Genomic DNA, 21,040 nt, shown 5'->3' with positions numbered 1-21,040 from the left:
TGCGGGCGGGTGGTGCCGGAAACATGGGACTCCATCGGGATGTGCGCTATGCGCATGTTACCGGATTGCCTAAACCGATGGCGTACTTATAATGTTGTACTCTCCACCGCAACACCGACAGAAAGACTGCAATGCTACCTACCGATACCGCCCTGGTGCTCTTTAGCGGCGGGCAAGATTCCACCACTTGCCTGGCTTGGGCCCTGCAGCACTACGCCCGGGTGGAAACCATCGGCTTCGACTACGGCCAGCGCCACGCCGTCGAGCTGACCGTGCGTCCCACCGTGCTGGCCAGGCTGCGCGCCCACAACCGCGACTGGGACGCCAAGCTGGGCGAGGACCACATGATCGACTTGTCGCTGATCTCGGCCATCTCGCAAACGGCCATGACGCACGACATCGCCATCGAAACCCAGGCCAACGGCTTGCCCAACACCTTCGTCCCCGGCCGCAACCTGCTGTTCATGACGGTGGCCGCCACCGTGGCCTACCGGCGCGGCCTGAGCGTGCTGGTGGGCGGCATGTGCGAGACGGACTTCTCCGGCTACCCCGACTGCCGCGACGACACCATGAAGGCGCTGCAAGTGGCGCTCAACCTGGGCATGGACAGCCGCTTCAAGCTGGAAACCCCGCTCATGTGGCGCGACAAGCGCCAGACCTGGGAGCTGGCGCACGCGCTGGGCGGGACCGCGCTGGTGGACCTGATCCGCGACGAAACCCACACCTGCTACCTGGGCGAGCGCGGCACGCTGCACGACTGGGGTTATGGCTGCGGCACCTGCCCGGCCTGCGCCCTGCGCGCGCGCGGCTACCGCCAGTACGCCGGCACCGAGGCGCCGGCCGCCTGAGCCGTCGCGGGCGCGGCCACCGGCGCCGCGCCCCTGCGAACGCCTCGCTGTTGCTGGGATGCCTGAAGTGCGTTGCATGGCGGCACTCTCTCACGTACTATCGGGCATGGGATGGACGCGGCCGTCCCATGCCGGCGTGCCGCTTCCGCTTCCAACCTTAGGCGACGAACGCAGATGACCCCCCTCGCTTCCCGACCTCGCATCGTCCGGTTGCTGCAAGCCTTGCTGCGCCCGGCCGTCCTGGCCGGCGTAATCCTGGCCGCCGGGCTGGTGGTGACGGCCGGCCTGTGGCGGGACGCGCGCGCCGACGCCGAGCGCGATGCCCAGACCGAATTCGATTTCCGGGTGCGCGAACTGGTCAACAACATCGCCCAGCGCATGGACGCCTATCTGCAAGTGTTGTACGGCGTGCAGGGCCTGTTCGCCAGTTCCGATGCCGTGACGCGCGATGAATTCCACAGCTACCTGGAAGGGCAGGGCTTGAGCATGCACCTGCCCGGCATGCATGGCGTGGGCTATATGCGGCTGGTGGCCGGGGCCCAGCGGGCGGCCCACGTGGCGGCCGTGCGCAGCGAGGGATACGCTGATTACGCCCTGTTCCCGCCCGGCGAACGGGAGCAGTATGCGCCCGTGGTGTACCTGGAACCGTTCAGCGGCAACAACCTGCTGGCCTTCGGCTTCGACGCATTTTCCGAGCCGGTGCGCCGCGCCGCGCTGGTGCAGGCGCGCGACTCCGGCCAGCCGGCCATGAGCGGGCGCATCCGGCTGCTGCAGGACGGCACCGGCAGCGGCCAGTCCGGCTTTCTGATCATGTTGCCCGATTACTACAGCCACCTGCCGCGCGCCACGCTGGCCCAGCGCCGGGCCGCGCTGCGGGGCTGGATCTATGCGCCATTTCGCATGGTGGAGGTGATGGCGGGGCTGGACCGTGGACGTGGCCTGGGCCTGGAGCTGGCGATCTACGACGGCGAGTCGCACGACCCGGCCGCGCTGATGTACGACAGCGCGGCCGGCCACCCGCCCTGGACCCGTCAGACGGTGCAGCCCATACGGTTGGCTGGCCACCGCTGGACGCTGCGCATCGGCGCCGCGCCGGCCGCGCCCGCCTTGTCGGAGCGGATCGGCAAACCGCAACTGGTGGGCGGTGGCGGCGTGGCGCTGTCGGTGCTGCTGGCCGGGCTGGCGTGGCTGCTGGCGCACAGCCGGGCCCAGGCCAACCAGGCGCTGGCCCAGGCGCACCGGCTGGCCAGCGAACTGCGCGAGGGGGAGGCGTCGCTCAAGCAGCTGGCTGAGCGGGCCCAGCGCAGCCAGACCATGTTGCGCAGCATACTCGATTCCACCGTCGATGGCATCCTGGTCGACAGTGCGGACGGCACCGTGTTCGATTCCAACCGCCGCTTCCGTGAGCTATGGAACCTGCCCGAGCAGCTGGACTGGCAGGCCGACGGCGCCGTGCTGCTGGCGCACATGGCGTCGCAGCTGGTGGGCGACGCGCCGCTGCGCCACGCCGGTGCGCCGGCGGGCGGGCAGCCGGGCGAGCCGTCGGGGGCGCGGCGCGGACCGCACAGCACACTGCTGCGCACCAAGGATGGGCGCGTGATCGAGCAAGTCACGCGCAGCCTCACGCTGGGCAGCGCGGCGGCGCGCCTGTGGTCGTTCCGCGACGTCACGGAGCCGACCCGCAACGGCCAGCGCGAGCAGACCCGGCGCCAGGTGCTGGAATTGCTGGCCACCGGCGCGCCGCTGCAAACCATCCTCGAAAGCGTGGTGCTGAGCGTGGAGGCCGACTATCCGGACATGCTGTGCAGCGTCCTGCTGCTGGACGAGGCGGGCGAGCACTTGCTGGTGGCCGCCGCGCCCAGCCTGCCGGCCTTCTTCAACGCGGCCATGCACGGCATGTCGATCCACAGCGCCGAGGGCAGTTGTTGCCGCGCGGCCCAGACCGGCCAGCGCGTGATCGTGGAGGATATCCGCCACGACCCGGCCTGGAGCGGCAACGCGGCGCTGGCCGCGCGCGCCGGACTGGGTTCCTGCTGGTCCGAGCCTATCCTGGGCGCCAACGGCAAGGTGCTGGGCACGTTCGCCATCTACCACCAGGCGCCGCACCGGCCCAGCCTGGCCAACATCGCGCTGATCGAGCAAGCGTCGCGGCTGGCCGGCATCGCCATCGAACAGGCCCGGGCCGCGCAGGCCTTGCGCGTCGGCGAGGCGCGCTTTCGCAGCCTGTACGACAACGCCCCGGTCGCCTTGTGGGAGCAGGACTGGTCGGCCGTGCGCGCGGCCTTGTCGGAGCTGGGCTTGCAAGGGGCGGAGGAGCCGATGCGCTATTTGCAAGCCCATCCGGGCGAGCTGCGCCGGCTGGCCGGGCTGGTGCGTATCCTGGACGCCAACGGCGCCGCGCTGGCCCAGGTGGGGGCGGCGCCCGGCGGCAAGGACCTGGCCGCGCTCAGCCTGGCCCAGTTGTTCGATGCCGACGCCATGCCCGCCTTCGCGCGGGCGCTGGCGGCGCTGGCCGGCGGCCAGCAATTGTTCGCCTGCGAAGGCAGCTTCCAGCGGCTCGACGGTAAATCGCGGCTGAACGAGCTGACCTTGCTGGTGATGCCGGGCCATACGCTGAGCCTGGACTTCATCATCGTCTCGACGGTCGATATCACGGAGCGGCGCCGCATGAACGATGAGTTGCTGGTGCTGGCCACGACGGACTTTTTGACGGGGCTGCCGAACCGGCGCGAATTCATGCGCCAGCTGGACGCGGAGCAGGCCCGCCTGCAGCGCGACGTGGGCGGCTGCGCGGCGGTGCTGATGCTGGACCTGGACTTGTTCAAGCACGTCAACGATGAATACGGCCACGCCACCGGCGACGCCGTGCTGCGCCACCTGGCCGGCCTGATGCGCGACAGCCAGCGAAAGATCGACATGCTGGGACGGGTGGGCGGCGAGGAATTCGCCATTTTGCTGCCCGGCGCGGACCTGGACGCGGCCGCCGCCTTCGCCGAGCGGCTGCGCCAGCGCATCGCCGACACGCCCTTGCAGGTGAACGGCCAGCCGCTGCCGGTGACGGTCAGCGTGGGCATCGCCGCCCTCAGCGCGGCCGACGGCAATGCGGATCAAGCCTTGATCCGGGCCGACCAGGCCTTGTATCGCGCCAAGCGGGGCGGCCGCAACCGGGTGGAGCGGATGCCGCCGGCCGCTTGAGTGGCCGCGCGACCCCGCGACCGCGTGGCAAGCCAGGTTCAGATGGCGTGTTCCAGCTTTGGCGTCTGGCGTTGTTTGCGCTGGCGCGCCGTGTACCACCAGAAGATGCCGGCCGGGATCAACAATGGCAAGAGCAGCGGCGACATGGCCGCCACCAGCACCAGCGCCAGCAGGGCCAGCCCCACCACCATCAACACGCCCAGGCTGGCGAACAGCAAGCTCACGAACACGGCCGCGCAGGTGATGGCGATGGCGGCGATCACCATGCCGGCGCCGCCGAACAGCACGGCCAGCACGGCGCCCAGCGGGCCATCGATATGGCCGCCATCCACGTTCACTTCCATGTCGCCGGTGGCGAGCGCGATCCAGATGGCGGCCGCCAGCAGGGCGAACAGGGTGAGGGGAATCAGTTTCTTGGCAGGCAGGTTCATGGCGGTCCTCGTGGCAGTGGTTTTATTGTGTGCCCGATGGCGCCTGGCGCGTCGGGCATGTTGGCACTGTAGGGCGGCGCGGCGCGCGGTACCACGGGATTGCGACAGAGCGCCGCTTTGGCGGGATGGACGGTATCGGTGCGGCAGTCAACGGTGGCCGGCGGTGCCGCTTGACGTGCGACAAGGCGGCGTCAAAGCGGCGACCAGGCGGCGGCCTTTTTCCTTGAATTAATAACATGCCCGCCTATACTTAAACTCTCACCAGTAGCACGGAGGGCAACATGGCATGGCTAGAGATCAGCGAGGGTCAATCGATATCCTCGATTTGCAACCGGGCGGAGCGCCAGCGTAGCGCACAATCTTGCTCCAACGGACCCAAGGGGCCGCCTTCGGCGCCGCCCACGATACCGCCCATCATCATCAATCCTTTCAGCTACCAGATGCCGGAACCGGCCATCGATCCGCGTGTGACGCCCTTGCGTCCGCCGATCACGCCGCCGCCCCGGCCCGCCGTGTCGTGCGCGGGCAGGCGAATGCGCGGCTGAACCGGCAGGCGTTCCACCCGTGGCGTTACAGGATCAGGTCGTTCGGCCTGGTTCTTGTTGCGTGCCCGCGCGCCGCTTGCGGGGGGCGGCGGGATGGCGAGGGCCAAGCATAGTGCGATGGCAGCGGCCACGGTCACGGCCACGGCCACGGCCGATTTCGACTATCATGGCGGCCCCGCACTTTTTTGACGAGCCAGCCATGCCTCACGTTACCGCAGCATTCCCCGAATCCGATGACGCCCTCGTGCAGGAGGCCCGCGTCTGGCAGGGCAATGGCTGGACCGCGCGCGTGATCAAGAACGAGGAAGATGAAGGCTGGGCCGTGGCCATGATCAAGGATGGCGAGCCGGAACCGGCGCTGGTGGGCCCGTGGACCATGGGGCGCGACAAGAAGAACCCCAAGCCGCTGGACGTGAACGCCTTCAACACCCTGGTCAAGACGGCCAACGAAGTGTTGCGCCGCCACGAGCAGCAATTGCACGCCCAGTTGCATAAAAGCGTGTTCGTTAATGCCGAGGCGGGCCAGCTCAAGGTCAACCTCGACATCGTGCCCGACGAGGACGACCCTTACGCCACCCTGAGCGCGTGGGATGGTTACGGCGAGCAACTGGCCAGCGTGCGGGTGGCGCCCACCTTCAAGCTGAGCGTGGCCAGCGCCGAGGCGTGGATCGCCAACGACTACCGCCGGCCGTAAAGCGCCGCAGCGGGCGGTTGGGGCGTGGCGCCCCGCCGGGACCGTGAAGATTCCTGGCACTATCCTCCGGCGACCTGCTAGTATTTCCTGTGTGCATCTGCAAACATAGGAAAAAAACGATGGAAAGTCGCCTTACCCGCCTGGAAGCCGTGCAAACCATGCTGCTCGAAATCGGGCGGCTGTCCAGCCGTTGTACCAATGTCACGGAATTCCTGGAGGGGGTGCACGCGGCGCTGGGACGCATCATGTACGCCGCCAACTTCTACGTCGCGCTGACCGACCAGGGCGGCAGCGACAAGCACATGGTGCGCTTCGTCTACTTCGTCGACGAGGCCGACGCCGCACCCGACCCCGACACTTCGTTCAAGCTGGCCTCGCCCGAGCAGTCGCCCACGGCGTGGGTGATTTTGCACCGGGTGCCGCTGGTGATGACGGCCGAGCAAGCCATCTCCAAATCGTTCGCCGGCAGCACCTGGGGCGTGGGCACCACGGCCGAGCACTGGATGGGCTGCCCGCTGCTGGACCAGAACCATGTGCCGCTGGGCGCCATCGTGATCCAGAGCTACGACAAGGAACACACCTTCAGCGCGGAAGACCGGGCCCTGTTTGAACTGATCGCCAGCCATGTGTCGAGCGCGCTGCAAGGCTTGCAGAGCATGGACCGGCTGGAGCAGGCGGTGCAGGAACGCACGGCCCTGCTGGCGCACGAGGTGGCCGAGCGGCGCCGGGCGGAAAGCATCCAGCACGCGCTGTACCAACTGGCGGACCTGTCGGCCAACACCGCCGATGGCGCCACGCTGAACCGCCGCCTGCACGAGATCATCGGTGAACTGGTGCCGGCCCGCAATTTCCTGATGGCCCTGTACCACCCCGACCGGCATGAGATGACGGTGCCGTATTTTGTCGACGAAAAGGATGCGCAAGCGCCCGTCAAACGCTTCGAGTACGGGCAGGGCATGAGTTCCTACGTGCTGCAGCGGCGCCAGGCCGTGCTGCTGGACGGCCCCGGCTACGCGGCGCTGGTGGCCAGCGGCGAGCTGAAGGAACCGATGGGCAGCGTGGACATCGCCAGCTGGATGGGCGCGCCCATGCTGCTGGGCGAGAAAATCTACGGCGTGATCATCGTGCAAAGCTATGATCAGGACGTGATCTACACCCAGGCCGACCTCGATATTCTCGCCTTCATGGCCAACCACGTGGCCGTGGCCATCGCCCGCATGCAGGCCGACCGCGCCATCCTCAAGGCCAAGGAAGCGCTGGAGGAACAGAACGCGGCCCTCAATTCGGCCCTGACGGCCTTGAAGGAAGCCCAGTCGGAACTGGTACGCCAGGAAAAGCTGGCTTCGCTGGGCCGGCTGGTGGCCGGCGTGGCGCACGAGATCAACACCCCGCTGGGCATCTGCGTGACGGCCACCAGCCACCTGGTGCAGGAGCTGAAACTGACGCGCGAAGACCTGGCGGCCGGCACGCTGGACGAGGATGGCTTGAACAGCTTCTTCGACATCATCGACCAGTCGCTGCGCATCATGACCACCAACACCCAGCGCGCGGCCGCGCTGGTGCGCAGCTTCAAGCAGGTGGCGGTGGATCAGTCGTCCGACGAGATCCGCTCCTTCAACCTGCGCAAATACCTCGATGAAGTGCTGCTGTCGCTGCAACCCAAGCTCAAGGGCAAGCAGGTGAGCGTGGAGATCGATTGCGCGCCCGATATCCACATGGAAAGCTTCCCCGGCGCCGTGTCGCAGATCGTCACCAACATGGTGGTCAATTCACTGGTGCACGGCTATGGCGAAGGGCAGGAAGGCAAGATCCGCATCACGGGCAAGCTGGAGGACGAGCAGGTGGTGTTCGACTACAGCGACGACGGCATCGGCATGGATGCCACCACGCTGGGCCAATTGTTCGATCCCTTCTTCACGACCAAGCGCGGTTCCGGCGGCAGCGGGCTGGGTGCACACATCCTGTACAACCTGGTGACGGGGCCGCTGGGCGGCAGTGTCAAGGTGGTCAGCGCGCCAGGCATGGGCTTGCACTACAAGCTGCGTTTCCCCCGCAACCGCCGCAAACAGGGCCCGGCGGAACTGGCAGCGGTGGAACAAGCCTGATCCTCGCTTGGGTTGATGTGGGCCGACGCGGACGGGCAGGGCCGCGCGCATAGAGCGGGGAGTCGCCGGCGGCCCCGCGTCATGGTGTTGTTTATTTGATTGTGCTCACAATCGCAAGCTTCATGTTTCACACGAAATGTGTGGCAAGTATATTAAGATTGTGAAATGACTCTGATACGCACTCGCGTATATGGAGCGACAACAATAAAGGAGACTCCATGACCTCACGCGCCACCGCGCAGCGTGCCGCGCCATGACGGGAACAATACCGTTTGTGGCGGCCGTGCTGTTGCCGACCGTCGACCCCGCCGTGCCCGTCGAACTGAAACCGGAACCGTTGCTGCTGGCCGCGCTGGCCGGCGTGCTGCGCAACGCCCAGGATGGCGAACTGCCCCTGTTCGTGCGCACGCTGGGCATGTCCCAGCCGGCGCTGCTGCGCATGGCCGGTTGCTGTTTCCCCGCGCTCGACTATCACGAGCCCATCCCGGAGCGCAAATATGCGGCGCTGCTGGCGTGCACGCCGCCCGAGTTTCACCGGCTGCAGGCGCGGCTGCTGGCCCAGCGCGGCGCCGACGCCGACCCTTGCCATGCGGACTGGGCGGCGCGCGCGCTGGCGGCCGCCTGCCTGGGACAGCGCTTCCTGTGGCAAGACCTGGGATTGACGGGGCGCGAGGAACTGGAAGCGCTGTTGCGGCGCTATTTTGGCCCGCTGTATGTGCGTAACGGCGGGCGCGGCCAGTGGAAACCCTTCCTGATGCAGGAACTGGGCGCGGCGCCGGCCGCCCGGCTGGGCGCCGGCTTCGTGTGAGGCGCGCTGCCGATCACGCCATTTAGTCGGGGAAGCGCTCGTTGATGGCCAGCGCCCGGTCGATGTTCTTGCACAGCACTTCGACATAGACCGGGTCCAGGTGATGGCCGGCCACTTCGCGCAAGTGGGCCACCACCTGCTCCACTGGCCACGCTTCCTTGTAGCAGCGCTTGTGCATCAGCGCGTCGAACACGTCGGCCACCGCCACGATGCGGGCATACAGGTGGATGTTCTCGCCCTTCAAGCCTTGCGGGTAGCCGCTGCCGTCATATTTCTCGTGGTGCTGGTGGGCGATCACGGCGGCCGCCTTGAGGATGGGGCGCTGCGAGCCGTCCAGGATGGACAGGCCGACGGCCGGATGCTGCTTCATGATTTCCCATTCGGCCGCGTCGAGCTTGCCCGGCTTGAGCAGCACCGCGTCCGGGGTGGCGATCTTGCCGATATCGTGCATGGGCGCGGCGTGGCGCAACACGGCCGTCTCATCGTCCGACAGGCCGGACGCCGTGGCCAGCAGGTGGCAGATCTCGGACATGCGGCGCACATGGTTGCCGGCCTCGTTGGAGCGCGATTCCACCACGTCGCCCAGGCGCAGGATCAGTTCGGCCTGGGTGTCGGTGATCTCTTGCGTGAGCAGGATGTTGTCGAAGGCGATCGCCACGCCGGAGCAGAACACTTCCAGCAGCTTGGCGTCGATCTCGGAGATTTCCTCCACCCCCTTGAGCACCAGCAGCGACGCCTTGCCGCTGGCGTTGGGGAAGTAACCGACGTAGGTGTCGCCCTGGATGCGGGAAATCTTGTTGCTTTCCGCATCGTCGAGCTGGGCCAGCACTTCCGGGCTGAGGATGGCGCCATCTTCGTCGCCGATCTGGGCCAGGATTTCGTATTCGTGTTCGCCGCCGATGGCAGTGGCGCCGCGCAGGCGCAGCAGCATGCTGTTTTCCAGCCGCAGCAGGGCCACCACTTGCTGCAGCAAGCCGTTGGCGAAGTCTTTCAAATTGCGCTGCTGGAAGATGTGGGCCGAGGCCGCGATCACCCGTTCCAGGCCTTCGCGGTAATTCTGCGAGGCGCGCCGCGCCTCTTCCACCTTCATGATGTCGCGGTAGGCGCGCAGGGCGGCGAAGGTGGTGGTGAACAGCTTGGTGCGGTCGAGCTCGGTCTTTTCCTTGTAATCATTGATATCATAATTGACGATCACCCGCTCCTCGGGCGCCTGGCCGGGCTGGCCGGTGCGCAGCACGATACGGGTGAACTGGTTGTCCAGGTCCTCGCGCATCCAGCGCGCCACTTCCAGGCCGGAATCCTCGCGCTCCATCACCACGTCCAGGAACACCAGCGCGATATCGCTTTCGCGCGCCAGCACTTGCTTGGCCTCGGCGCCGCTGTAGGCGTGCACGAAGGTCAGGCCCCGCCCTTCCAGGCGGAAGCGGGACAGGGTCAGCTTGGTGATGTCATGGATATCGGGTTCGTCGTCCACCAGCAGGATTTTCCATGGAGGCAGCTTGGGCGATGCTGAAGACAAAAAGGACATAAGAACGAGTTCCGCAAATTGGCATGACTGACTCAATACTAAAGGCGCTGACCTATAGGGCGTTTCACTTCCAGGCACTGCTAGGCGGCGTGCATTTTTCGGGCACACTTTTTCGATTGTAGTCCCAACCTGTCACCATTAACAACAAGCAATAATGATTACCGCTGCCCATACAACATCGGGCAGGGAACGCGGCGCATTTAATGTCATTTCTGACAACATAATGGCGCTGTATGCAAGCCAAACAATACTTCGTTTTTGGCAATATTGCTATCTCCAGATAAAAAATTTTCAGAACCTGGGCATCGCCGCATTGTTCTGTGCGGCAAAAAAGAAATGGGGACGCAGCACAATTGTGCTGCGTCCCCAATGGCGCGCTGTCGGCCCCGCTGGCGCGGGGCGGGCTGGCTTAGTTCAGCACGGGCAGGCCGGTCAGGTAGCCCACGGCCGCGCCGAAGCGGTCGCGGTAGTTGGCGCGGATCAGCGGATCGAGCGTGGTCATCACTTTCGAGTGCAGGCCGCCGGTGACGTTGCCGGCCGCATCCTTGGTCACTTCCCAGTCGCCCGGGTGCTGGAAGTTGCTCATGATGTAGGCGAAGCCGTTGATGTCGTCGACCGCGTGCAAGCCGGTCGATTCGGCGCCCGACGGGGTGGACAGCAAACGGGTCAGGCTCTTGGTGTCGACGTTGTAAGCCCACAGGAAGTTGTTCACGTGCAGGCCGCTATCCTCGCCGATGAACAGGGTGCGCAGTTTTTCCGAGAACTTGATGTTGTCCGGATTGGCCACCTTGTCCGGGTTGGCCAGGTTGCCCAGCGCGTCCGGCGTGGCCAGGTCCTCGCCCACCAGGGCCGGCACGGCGGCCATGTCGACCGGCACCCAGTCGCTGTCGATGGCCGCGCCGGTGGTGTCCTTCTGGCCGCCCTTGAGGTTGAGGCCGTACACGATGCCGGCAGTGGGGCCGGTCACCTTGATGCCGCCCGAACCATCCTTCATGGCGCCGTTGATGTAGCTCATGGCCGAATAGGCGATCTTGTCCTTGGCGTTGACGGTGGTGCCTTCCATCTTGGTGAAGCCCATGCTGGCGCCCTTGAGCGCGGCGTAGCGGTGGGTTTCCAGGAACGCGGCCGCCTTCTCCATGCCAGGCACCAGCTTGACCCAGTTCTTCTTGCCGCTGAACGGGATCTGGGTGTAGCTGGCGTCGGCCGGGTCGGCCGTCTTGACGGACAGGATGTCGGCCGCCTTGAGCTTGTCGGCCAGGGCCTTGATCTCGGCGCTGGTGGCGCTGCCCAGCTTGATCCAGCTGAGGTCGGCCGAGCCGCCGTTGTCGGACGTCTTCTGGGCCCACTTGGCCACGTACAGCGTGCCGGACGACAGGTCGCGCGCGCGGTCGGCCACGAACATGAACAGGCCGCCGTTGGTGGCGTCGTCGCCCATCAGCGCGGTGCGCTCGTCGGGCATCACTTGCACCAGCTCGTGCGACAGGCGGCCCATGCAATAGTGCTTCTTGATGCTGCCGGTGCCGTCCGGGTTGACCGTCACTTCCGGCAGGTGGCCGTAGTGGTAAGGATTGGCCTTGGCGGCGTCGCCGAACAGGTTGGTGCTGAACGAGGCGAACTGGGCGTTGGTGGCGATGGCGGTGGCGTCCGGCTCGTATTCCTCGCTCGACAGGTGGGTATTCCACGGCGAGCGGCTGGCGCCGCAGGTGATCCACAGGCCGTTCACGGCGCTGGTGTCGACGTTGTGGTATTTCACCAGGCTCAGGGCGCCGGTGGTCTTGTCCTGGTCCAGCGTGAGCACGGCGATCGGCGACGGCAGCATGCCGTACATCGAGGCGCCGGCCACGTTGCGGGTGGTGTATTCGAACTGCACCACGGCGAACACGGTATTGCCTTTCACGCCGGCCACGGTGGGCGCGTCCAGCTTGAGCAGCGAGGTGCCGTCCGGGCAGTCGGAGAAGAACTGGCGCTTGCCGGCGTCGGTGCTGTCGACGATGGGCTTGTTGTTGATGTCGTAGTAGCCGCCGGCCAGGATGGTGCCGCCGCTGCCGTTGGGCACCAGGGCGCCCGTGATGAAGAACGGTTGATACTGGAGCGTGTAGCTGCGCTTGCTGCCGTCGCTGTAGACCGCTTGCAGGGCCGAGCCGACCGTGGTGGTGGCCATCTTGGCCGCGTCGGCCAGGCTCAGGGCCGGCATGCCGGAGAAGGTCACCGAGCTCAGGGTGACGGACGGTGGCACCGGAGCCGCGTCGGCCGCGGAGGAACCGCCGCAAGCCGACAGCAGCAGGGAGGCGCTGCCCGCGCCGGCCAGCGGCAGCAGGGGGGCGCTGGACAGGAATTGCAGCAGACGGCGGCGGGACAGATCGGGAGACTCGTGCATGAAAAGCATCCTGTAGTGGTGATAAGCTGGGTTAAGCCAATTCATGTGCCGCGCCTGTGCGGCGGCATCATGCGAGACGGTGGCGCGCCTCAACGAGCGGGATATTAGTGATTTGATATGACAGTGGTGTGACATTGGTAACAAGGTTATGCAAACCGCACTGGCCACCGGTAAAAGCGCTATAGTGAAAACGTGGCGCTTGGCCGCCCATCCGTATGAAAGGAACAGGGATCATGCTTACCCGTTATCGTATTCTGGCCGCAGCCGCGCTCGCGCTGGCCGCCTGCGGCGCCGCGCTGGCGGAAGTGAGTGTCACCTACGTCAAGCCGGAACAGTTCAGCGATGTGCCGTATGGCGTGCGCGAACGCGAGCAGGTGATGAAGGACTTGACGGCCCATTTCACCCACCTGGGCAAGCAGCTGCCGGCCGGCCAGACCTTGAAGGTGGAAGTACTGGATGTGGACCTGGCGGGCTGGGTCTATCCGCGCCGCTGGGGCCCGGACGACATCCGGGTGCTGCGCGGTGGCGCCGACTGGCCCCATATGCACTTGCGCTACTCGTTGGAGGAAGACGGCAAGGTGCTGCGCAGCGGCGACAGCGAACTGGCCAACATGATGTATCAGCAGCGCATGAACCGCTACCCGAGCGACGACGCGCTGCGCTATGAAAAGCAGATGCTGGACGACTGGTTCCAGAAAGAATTCGCCCCGGCCCACAAGGCTGGCTAGGCCGCCAGCTTGGCCTGAGCCTGAGCCCGGGGCAGGACTTGGCCTGAGCCCCGACCTGGACTTGGCCTGCGCGTCAGTTTGGCAGCTTAACTTGCCGCCAGCGCCAGCGCCTGCGGGAAGCGGGCCGCGAAATCGTCCGGCATGGGGACCACCTTGCTGCTGGCGTAATTGAAGAACACGAAGCCGTATTTGGCCATGGCCACCAGCGCCTGGTCGCGCGGGCGCGTGACGCGGAAGATGATGTCGCCGCCGTACTTGTTAAAGTCCATCACCCCCACCTCGAACAGCAGCTGATCGCGCGCATGCGCCTCGGCCCGGTAGGTGGTGGCCAGGTCGGTGACCATGATGCCGGTGCCGTCCGGCTGCACTTCCGGCACGCCGGCGTCGTACAGGAAGCGGGCCCGCGCTTCCGACAGCATGGAGATCATGGAGTCATTGCCCAGGTGGTTGGCGCCGTTGATGTCGGTCACGCGCACCGTCAGCTGGGTGGAATAGCAGAATAAATGGGAAGGGAAGTCGAGGACGAGGCGGGCCATGGTGGTTCCGGGTGACGGGTGATTACAGGTGGTCGCTCAGGAACACGAGCGTGTTGCCATGGGCTTGGGCCGCCGCGCGCTGCTGGTAGCTGGCGCGGTGGTTGCAGTTGAAGCCGTGCTGGGCCTGGTCGTAGACGTGGATTTCCACCCCGTCGTTGTCCTCGAAGGCGGTGGCGATGCGGGCCACGGCGTCGGCCGGAATGTGGGCGTCGAGCGCGCCGAAATGCATCTGCAGCGGAATCCGGACTTGCGGCGCCCGGCCCAGCGCGTTGTGGATGCCGCCGCCGTAGTAGGCCACGGCCGCGTCCACCTGGCCGTTGGCGGCCGTGTGGTAGGCCAGCCGGCCGCCGAAGCAAAAGCCGATCGCCCCCACCTTGCCCTGCACACCGGGCTGGGCCCGCAGCGCGCGCACGGTGTGGCCGATGTCCTGCTGGGCTTTGTCCACGTCCGTCGCGTTCATCAGTTCCACGGCGCGCGCCCAGCTCACGTCGTCGTAACCGAGTTCGATGCGCGGGCCGCTGCGCCAGAACAGGTCCGGCGCCAGCACCACGTAGCCGTCGGCCGCGTACTGGTCGGCCACGGCGCGGATATGGCTATTGACGCCGAAGATCTCCTGCAACAGCACGATGCCCGGCCCCTTGCCGCCGCGCGGCAGCGCCAGGTAGGCGCCGAAGCGGCCGTCGCCGGCTTGTATGTCGATCCAGCTGGAAGTGGTGTCCATGGCGGCTCCCGTAAGGTGGAAAGGGGCCATGCTACCAAAGATCGGGGCGCGGCGTCAGTACACTTCGCGCAGGTAGACCACGGGACCGGCGCGGAACACGCCGAACGTGGCGCGGCCCGTGGTGCTGGGTAGGTAGGGGATGGCTTGCACGCCGCCCTTGCTCAGCGTGATATCGACCGAACCGTTATGGCCGGGAGCGGCCACCGTGAACTTGCCGGTGCCGCCCGCGAACGCAAGGTTGCCATTGGCCAGCGTGAAGGTCACGGCGCAGGTGTTGCTGCCGCTGTTGGCCAGGTTCTTCTGGCAGTTGCTGAAGGTGACGTTGTTCGTCAGCGCCACGACCGTGGCGTTGCTGTAGGCGGGATTGTTGACCCAACCACTGCCGCTCCAATATTGCGCCTGTACCACCACCGGCATGGGCAGCGTTTCCGGGCCGTAGCTGTTACCCACCGACAGGCGACCGCTGACCACGCTCACCAGCGCTTCGTTGGTGGTCGCGCCGCGCAGCGAGGTGGCGTTGTCCGTGTCGGTGGCGCGCAGCCAGATATTGGTGGGCTGCGTCAGCGGGGTGGCCGGATAGGCGGTGGCGAACTGATAGGCGGGTAACGTGGCGGGCGACGTCGGCGGGTCGGCTGTGGCAACGCCCTTGATGAAGTGGCTGGCGTCGATGGTCGCAAAAGTGAGGTTGGCCGGCGCGCCGGGCGGATTTTGGTTGAGCGCGCCGCTGGCGCCAGCCCCGTTGAAGGCGGCCAGCGTGATGGTTTTGGCGTACAGGCCTTCATAGTTTTGCGTGCTGGTGCCGCTCTTGTTGTAGGCCTTCACGCTCAGGTCGAACGGTTGGGCCGCATACACGAACTTGCCGCCCGCGTTGGGCGCCGGGCAAGGCGTACCGAACGTGGGATTGACGGGGCAGGCCATGGGCACGGTGCCGTTCAGGGCAGTATCGAAATGGTCGGGGATGAAGCGGCCGATGTTGACGTTGCCTGTCACATCCATGCCGGAGTTCAGGTAGCCGCTGGGGTTGGCCAGTGCGGCGGCGAAGTTGATGATGCCCACCTCGTCCCAGCTCATGGTGGCCACCGGCGTGGCGCCCTTGCCCTTGACTATGGCGTCCAGGGTGCCGGTCACGACCGACGTATGTCCGCCTGCTGGCGCCACCAGCACCGGGGGGGCCAGCTTGTAGCTTTCGGCTGGCGACTCGCTGCCGAAGTTGACGGTCACAGCATTTGCCGCGTTGATTGCTTCCAGTTTGACTTGGAACGGCTGGCCGGCGCCGATGAACACGGGACCCGTCTCGTTGGTGGCGGCCGGATTGTTGGTGATGATGCCGGCGACGTCCTTGGAAACAGAGAATTTGAAGCTGCTGGGCGCCGCGATGAAGGGCAGACTGGCGCCCGTGAGCACCAGGCCCGTATAGGGGCCGCTGGGCGGTATCAGCGTGGCTTTCAACGTCATGCTGCCGGCGTCGGCGTATTGCAGTGTGGCGGTGGCGGTACCGCTGCCATCGAACGGCATGCTGACGGTGGCGCCAGCGGCGGCGCAGCTGGAATTGGCGTCGGAGGCCAGTGGCACGCCGTTCACCCGCACCGGAACAAAACCGCTGGACGGGTTGGTATAGTTACAGCTGAAGTTGACGTTCTGCGGGACGGTCAACAGCGGCAAGCACACGTTGCTGTTGCCGCCGGCCTTGAGCGCACGCAGCGTGAAGCTCTGGACCTGCTCGGCGCGATGGTTGGCGATGGTGCCGAATTTGAAGCCGGCGTCGGCGAATACCATGGTGCAGCTGCTGTTGTTGGCTACCGTGTTGGCGCAGGTGCTGGCATTGTTGGCTTCGTCCGCGCTGGCCGACAGCGTGACAGAGCCGGCCGTGCTTTGCTGCACGGTGGCGTTGGTGGGGCCTCCGCCCGAGATCGTGACGACCTGACCGCCCGGCGTGAGCGTTACATCGACCGGATCAGTGTAGAGGGTCGAGCAGGCGGCGTCGGCGCAGGCCGTGACGGTGACGGCCTGCGGTTCGCAGGTCAGCGCGGTGCCGGGGTGGCTGATCAGGATGTGGTCCAGGTCGGCGGCACCGCCGCCACCGCCGCTGTGGTGGCAGGCGTTTCCGTTGCTATTGGTTTTGCCACTGACGCAGCTGCTGCCGCTGGCGCCAGGGCCGGTACAGGTGATGGTCTGGCCCACCGAGCCTTGGGCGCCGATGTTGATAGCGTTGACGGCCGCGTTGCCGCTGATGTAGGCGCAGGCATTGACCAGCACCACGTTATGGCCCGTCAGGTTACCGTAGACAGCGGCGTGATTACCGATGCTCACGTCGCCGCTGGCGTTGACATTGCCCGTGAGGCTGGATTGGAGTGCCAACGACAGCGTGCCGGTCTGCACATTGGCCACCACGTCGATTTTCTTGTCGATGCTGATGCTGTTGGCCGTCACCAGGCCCGTCACGCGCATGTTGGAATAGAAGGCGAGGTCGCCGGCGCTGGTGACCGTGCCATGGATTACGGCGCCGTCGCTGCCGCTGATGTTGACGGTGCCGGCGGTGATGTTGACGGTGGGACTGGCCGCGCCGATGCTCAGCGTCAGCTTGCCGCCCACGGTCAGGGTACCCCCGGTCAGGGCCAGATTGCTGGTGGCCAGGGTAAGGCCGCCGGCGAATTGCAGGTTGGCGCCGCCCGCCATGGTCAGGGTCTGGGTCGAACCGATGTTGGTGGTGCCGGCGTTGCTGATCTTGACTGTGTAGCCGCTGGCGATGCTGGTGTCATGGGAGCTCGACAGCGCGGTGCAGCTGTAAGTGTTGCTGGGGTCGTCAAAGCTGCAGCCGGCGACGGCGCCGCCGTCATAGGTGTCGGTGGCGGCATGGGCGGCGCCGGCCAGCGACAGCGCGGCCAACAGTAGCGCCGGGCGCAGCGCCTGAAGCAGCGCGCGCGGCACGGCGCGGGACAGGAATGAGGACATGTTGGAATCGGATGGACGGGCCTGCCCAGATTATAGGCTGATTCCAACCGTTGCCCTGTGGCATTTACAACACGGCCGGCGTGGGCGTGGGGGCGGGCCACGGCAGCGGGCCCGCGCCACCCGTTCGCGCCGCTCCGGTCACGCTAGCGTTTGACCTTGCCGAATGCGTCGCCCGCCTTCCAGCTGGGCAGGGCGTTGCCGTTGGCCAGCGCGTAGCCCAGGTTGAGCGTGAACTGGGCCTGCTGTACCATGCCCGACAAATCCCAGTCGGCATGGTATTCGTCGCTGACCTGGTGGTAGTCCTTCTTGAACGCCACCATCTTGGCGCTGGAGGCTTCCTGGTCGCGCGCGAATTCAAAGTAGCCATCGCCCGAGAACACGGCCGAACCCACGTTGAACGCGGGTACGCCGGCCTTGGCAAAATTGAAATGGTCGGCCCGGAAGTAGGCGCCCGACAGGTCGGGCACGGACGGCGCCAGCTTGAGCCCCATCTTGCGCGCCACCTGGCCGGCCGTGTCGATCAAGGTGCTGCGCTCGGCGCCGGCCACGCCGATGTCGCGTGTGGGGCCGACGAAGTTCATGCTGTCCAGATTGAGGTCGGCCAGCGTTTTGTTCAGTGGCCAGAGCGGCTCCCGCACATAGGCCGCGCTGCCCAGCAAGCCCTGTTCCTCGGCCGCCGGCCACAGGAACACCTGGCTACGGCGGGCCGGATGCTTGACCGCCTCGCCCGCCATGGCCAGCAGCGCCGCGCTGCCCGAGGCGTTGTCGATGGCGCCGTTCCAGATATGGTCGGTGGGTTCGTCGCGGCGCGCCCCTTCATCCATGCCCAGGTGGTCCCAGTGGGCCGAATAGACCACGGCTTCCGCCTTCAACTTCGGATCTGTTCCGGGCACCACGCCGGCCACGTTGAACTGCTCGACCTGGCGGATCGCGCTGCGCACTTCCGCATGGACTTTGATGTTCAGGTCCACGGGGGCGAAGGCGCGGGTTTCGGCGCGCGCGCGCAGCGCGTCCAGATCCTGTCCGGCGGCGGCGAACAGGGCGCGCGCCGTGTCTTCCTGCAGCCAGCCTTCGACCGGATTGCCGGCGCCGGCCAGGTGGAAGCGTTCATGGCTGAAACCATTGGCCGGCACGCTCCATGGGTAGGACGCTGACGGCGTGGTGTGGATCAGCAGCACCCCGGCCGCGCCCTGGCGCACCGCTTCCTCGTACTTGTACAGCCAGCGGCCGTAATAAGTGTAGGCCTTGCCGGCGAATCGGTTCGGCTCCTCGGCCGTCGGCTGCGGATCGTTGACCATCATGACCAGCACCTTGCCTTTGAGGTCAGCGCCCTTATAGTCGTCCCAGCGCTCCTCTTCCGCGCGCACGCCGTAGCCGACGAACACCAGCGGCGCGTCGAATTGCACTTCCGGTTTTCCGCTGGCCGTGCCGAACACGATCTCGCTGCCGATGGCCGGCGTGATCACCTGCAGGCCCGTATCGAAACGCAGCGTGCTGCCCTCCAGCAGTTTGCTGCCTTCGATGCGCACCGGCTGGCGGTAGCCGGCGCCCACCAGCGGTTTGAGGCCGATGATGGCTGCCTGCGTCTCCAGGTAGCGCACTGCCAGCTCGCCGCCACGCTGGCCCGTGCCGCGCCCTTCGAGCAAATCGTCGGCCAGGAACGCAAGGTGGGCGCGCAGCGGCGCCTCGCTGACCACCGGCTGCTGCGGTTGGGCGTGGATGGCGGACGATGCCAGGACAAGTCCGGCGGCGATGGCGAACGGGGTAAGGCGCATGGCGGCTCCAGCGGGTGAGGGATATGGGCTGCCATCTTACTGCATGGTCCCCAAGGTTGTAAGCGATTGTAAGACTCGGTAAGAGGTTGTAATACCCGTCAACTGGAGCGTGGCGGGCGCCGTTTTCTGCTCAGTGACACGGGAATTCTCCCGGCGCCGAAAACCAGAAAAGGATTACACATCATGACCAAAATTATCGCTTCCCTGATCGCCGGCCTGTTCGCTACCGCTGCCTTCGCACAAGCGCCAACCGCCAGCGCCACCACCGCCGCCGTCAGCGCGCCAGTCGCGGTGAAAGCCGAAGCGAAAGACAGCAAGGCCGCCGTCAAGGCGGAAGTCAAGGACACCAAGGTCGTCGCCAAGACCGACGCGAAAGCCGAAAAGGCCGCTGGCAAAACCGAAGCGAAAGCCGACAAGGCCGATGTGAAAGCTGACGCCAAGGCCGCCAAGACCGAAGTGAAGACGGAAGCCAAGGTTGAAAAAACCAAGGAAACCAAAGAACACAAGAAGGCAGAAGAAGGCAAGGCCAAACCCGCCGCCGAAGCAGGCAAGGTAGCCAGCAAGGAAGCTGTCGTCACCAAGTAATCAGCACCGGATTCGACGCACATCAGAACGCAGTACAGCACCGCCAAATAACGACATACATCACTGTTTAAAGGATACCTACCATGAGCAAAATTATCTCCGCCCTGATCGCCACCCTGTTCGCCACCGCCGCTTTCGCTCAGGCTCCTGCGCCCGCCGCGACCGCCACCACGGCCAGCAGCGCACCCGTCGCCGCCAAGGTCGCCACCAAGGAAGCCAAGCCTGCCGCCGTCAAAGCGGAAGCCAAGGACACCAAGGTAACCGCCACCACCGGCGAGGGTACGGAAGGCGTCAAGACCGAGACCAAGGAAGCCAAGGTGAAATCGCATCACCACAAGGCCGCGAAAGCGGCCAAGGCCAAGACCGAAGCCAAGGATGCGGCCAAGGTGAGCGAGTCGGCGGCGCCAGCACCTGTTGCCGCACCAGTGGCAAAGACGGTCCCCGCCGCACCAGCCGCACCGGTGGCGCAAGCCGCTCCCGCAGCACAGGCAGCACCTGCAGCACACGCAGCACCTGCGGCAGCGCCAGCACCCGCCGCTCCGGCCGCGAAAGTAGCGACGAAATAATCCGCCCGGTATCGAAGTGAAGAAGGACAGGGTTCGCGCCCTGTCCTTTTTTTATTTGCGCCGCCCGGATGGCCGCGAGCCCGGAGCCATGCGCGATAGGGGGCCGCTATCAAAAATTTGGCCCTCGTCTAATTCGGTCTCTTTGAAGCGAAAAGAATCTAATCCGATCTAATACAAGCAAGTCGCTGCCTGAAACGGTCTAAAAAATCGAGGCGCAAATCTAATTCGGTCGATTTTTGGACGGCGAAAGTCTAAAACGAACCAATTTCCAGTTCCGCTGTCCAACTTTTAGTACGATTTCTAAAGGAGGACATCATGGAATATCAACCCACGCACGTCATCCACCTGCCGCTGGCGGACTTTACGAATCTGGAGTTTCATTTATTGGACACCCGCCCCGGCGTAAAGCCTGATGCCTTCGTCAAGGAACTGATCCTACATTGGCTGAAAATCGACATGGAACGGTTTGAACTGCGCACGAATGGACAGCCAGTGCGCGGGTTCCAATGGAAGAACGTCTGAGGTAGCCTGACATTTTCGGACACTTCCATTTGATAAACTTGTCGAAGGGAGTGAAATCATGAGATCAACAACATACACGCCGGAATTCCGGGCCGAGGCGGTCAAACTGGTGCTGGCACATGGG

The 21,040-nt window shown here is 65.5% G+C and carries 16 protein-coding genes; 9 read left to right on the top strand and 7 right to left on the bottom strand.

The window, feature by feature from the left end:
* Nucleotides 1-131: 131 nt before the first annotated feature.
* Both queC and H3H39_RS00075 read left to right on the top strand, forming a co-directional pair.
* The gene (gene queC, locus H3H39_RS00080; protein WP_182151245.1) at nt 132-848 is read left to right on the top strand and encodes a 7-cyano-7-deazaguanine synthase QueC; all 717 of its coding nucleotides are present in this window, start codon (nt 132-134) and stop codon (nt 846-848) included.
* A 174-nt stretch (nt 849-1,022) separates the two neighbouring features.
* On the top strand, nt 1,023-4,043 hold the full coding sequence (locus H3H39_RS00075) for a CHASE domain-containing protein (protein WP_182151244.1): 3,021 nt from the start codon (nt 1,023-1,025) through the stop codon (nt 4,041-4,043).
* A 38-nt stretch (nt 4,044-4,081) separates the two neighbouring features.
* On the opposite strand, the gene H3H39_RS00070 is transcribed toward H3H39_RS00075, so the two are convergent.
* A complete protein-coding gene (locus H3H39_RS00070; protein WP_182151243.1) occupies nt 4,082-4,474 on the bottom strand; it encodes a hypothetical protein in 393 nt (130 codons plus the stop codon).
* A gap of 744 nt (nt 4,475-5,218) precedes the next feature.
* Between H3H39_RS00070 and H3H39_RS00065 the strand changes: the two genes are divergently transcribed.
* From H3H39_RS00065 to H3H39_RS00055, 3 genes are all read left to right on the top strand, one after another.
* Nucleotides 5,219-5,713 (top strand): hypothetical protein, encoded by a 495-nt coding sequence (locus H3H39_RS00065; protein ID WP_182151242.1) that lies wholly within the window; start codon nt 5,219-5,221, stop codon nt 5,711-5,713.
* Nucleotides 5,714-5,832: 119 nt separating this feature from the next.
* Entirely contained in the window at nt 5,833-7,818 is a 1,986-nt protein-coding gene (locus H3H39_RS00060; protein WP_182151241.1) for a GAF domain-containing sensor histidine kinase, read from the top strand.
* Nucleotides 7,819-8,071: 253 nt separating this feature from the next.
* Entirely contained in the window at nt 8,072-8,626 is a 555-nt protein-coding gene (locus H3H39_RS00055) for a nitrogen fixation protein NifQ (RefSeq protein WP_182151240.1), read from the top strand.
* A 22-nt stretch (nt 8,627-8,648) separates the two neighbouring features.
* On the opposite strand, the gene H3H39_RS00050 is transcribed toward H3H39_RS00055, so the two are convergent.
* Nucleotides 8,649-10,154, bottom strand: a complete 1,506-nt coding sequence (locus tag H3H39_RS00050) for a response regulator (RefSeq protein ID WP_182151239.1) — start codon at nt 10,152-10,154, stop codon at nt 8,649-8,651.
* A 409-nt stretch (nt 10,155-10,563) separates the two neighbouring features.
* The gene (locus tag H3H39_RS00045) at nt 10,564-12,531 is read right to left on the bottom strand and encodes a PhoX family protein (RefSeq protein WP_182151238.1); all 1,968 of its coding nucleotides are present in this window, start codon (nt 12,529-12,531) and stop codon (nt 10,564-10,566) included.
* A gap of 233 nt (nt 12,532-12,764) precedes the next feature.
* On the opposite strand from H3H39_RS00045, the gene H3H39_RS00040 reads away from it, so the two are divergent.
* Complete coding sequence (locus H3H39_RS00040) at nt 12,765-13,259, top strand: DUF3016 domain-containing protein (RefSeq protein ID WP_182151237.1); 495 nt, start codon at nt 12,765-12,767, stop codon at nt 13,257-13,259.
* A gap of 86 nt (nt 13,260-13,345) precedes the next feature.
* Here the strand turns inward: H3H39_RS00040 and H3H39_RS00035 are convergent, their stop codons facing one another.
* From H3H39_RS00035 to H3H39_RS00020, 4 genes are all read right to left on the bottom strand, one after another.
* On the bottom strand, nt 13,346-13,795 hold the full coding sequence (locus H3H39_RS00035) for a thioesterase family protein (RefSeq protein WP_182151236.1): 450 nt from the start codon (nt 13,793-13,795) through the stop codon (nt 13,346-13,348).
* Nucleotides 13,796-13,817: 22 nt separating this feature from the next.
* Nucleotides 13,818-14,516, bottom strand: a complete 699-nt coding sequence (locus H3H39_RS00030) for a dienelactone hydrolase family protein (protein WP_182151235.1) — start codon at nt 14,514-14,516, stop codon at nt 13,818-13,820.
* A gap of 54 nt (nt 14,517-14,570) precedes the next feature.
* Complete coding sequence (locus H3H39_RS00025; protein ID WP_182151234.1) at nt 14,571-17,468, bottom strand: DUF6701 domain-containing protein; 2,898 nt, start codon at nt 17,466-17,468, stop codon at nt 14,571-14,573.
* Nucleotides 17,469-17,611: 143 nt separating this feature from the next.
* On the bottom strand, nt 17,612-19,243 hold the full coding sequence (locus H3H39_RS00020; RefSeq protein ID WP_182151233.1) for a M28 family peptidase: 1,632 nt from the start codon (nt 19,241-19,243) through the stop codon (nt 17,612-17,614).
* A gap of 183 nt (nt 19,244-19,426) precedes the next feature.
* On the opposite strand from H3H39_RS00020, the gene H3H39_RS00015 reads away from it, so the two are divergent.
* The 3 genes from H3H39_RS00015 to H3H39_RS00005 all read left to right on the top strand — a co-directional run bounded on the left by H3H39_RS00015 (nt 19,427) and on the right by H3H39_RS00005 (nt 20,916).
* Nucleotides 19,427-19,828 (top strand): hypothetical protein, encoded by a 402-nt coding sequence (locus H3H39_RS00015; RefSeq protein WP_182151232.1) that lies wholly within the window; start codon nt 19,427-19,429, stop codon nt 19,826-19,828.
* An 83-nt stretch (nt 19,829-19,911) separates the two neighbouring features.
* A complete protein-coding gene (locus H3H39_RS00010; protein ID WP_182151231.1) occupies nt 19,912-20,394 on the top strand; it encodes a hypothetical protein in 483 nt (160 codons plus the stop codon).
* 315 nt (nt 20,395-20,709) lie between these two features.
* A complete protein-coding gene (locus tag H3H39_RS00005; protein WP_182151230.1) occupies nt 20,710-20,916 on the top strand; it encodes a hypothetical protein in 207 nt (68 codons plus the stop codon).
* The last annotated feature ends 124 nt before the right edge of the window (nt 20,917-21,040 follow it).

Source organism: Rugamonas apoptosis (genome assembly GCF_014042355.1).
GTDB classification, from domain to species: Bacteria; Pseudomonadota; Gammaproteobacteria; order Burkholderiales; family Burkholderiaceae_D; genus Rugamonas; species Rugamonas apoptosis.
The sequence above is the reverse complement of the archived record's forward strand: the minus strand, read 5'-3'. Positions and strand labels throughout refer to the sequence as shown.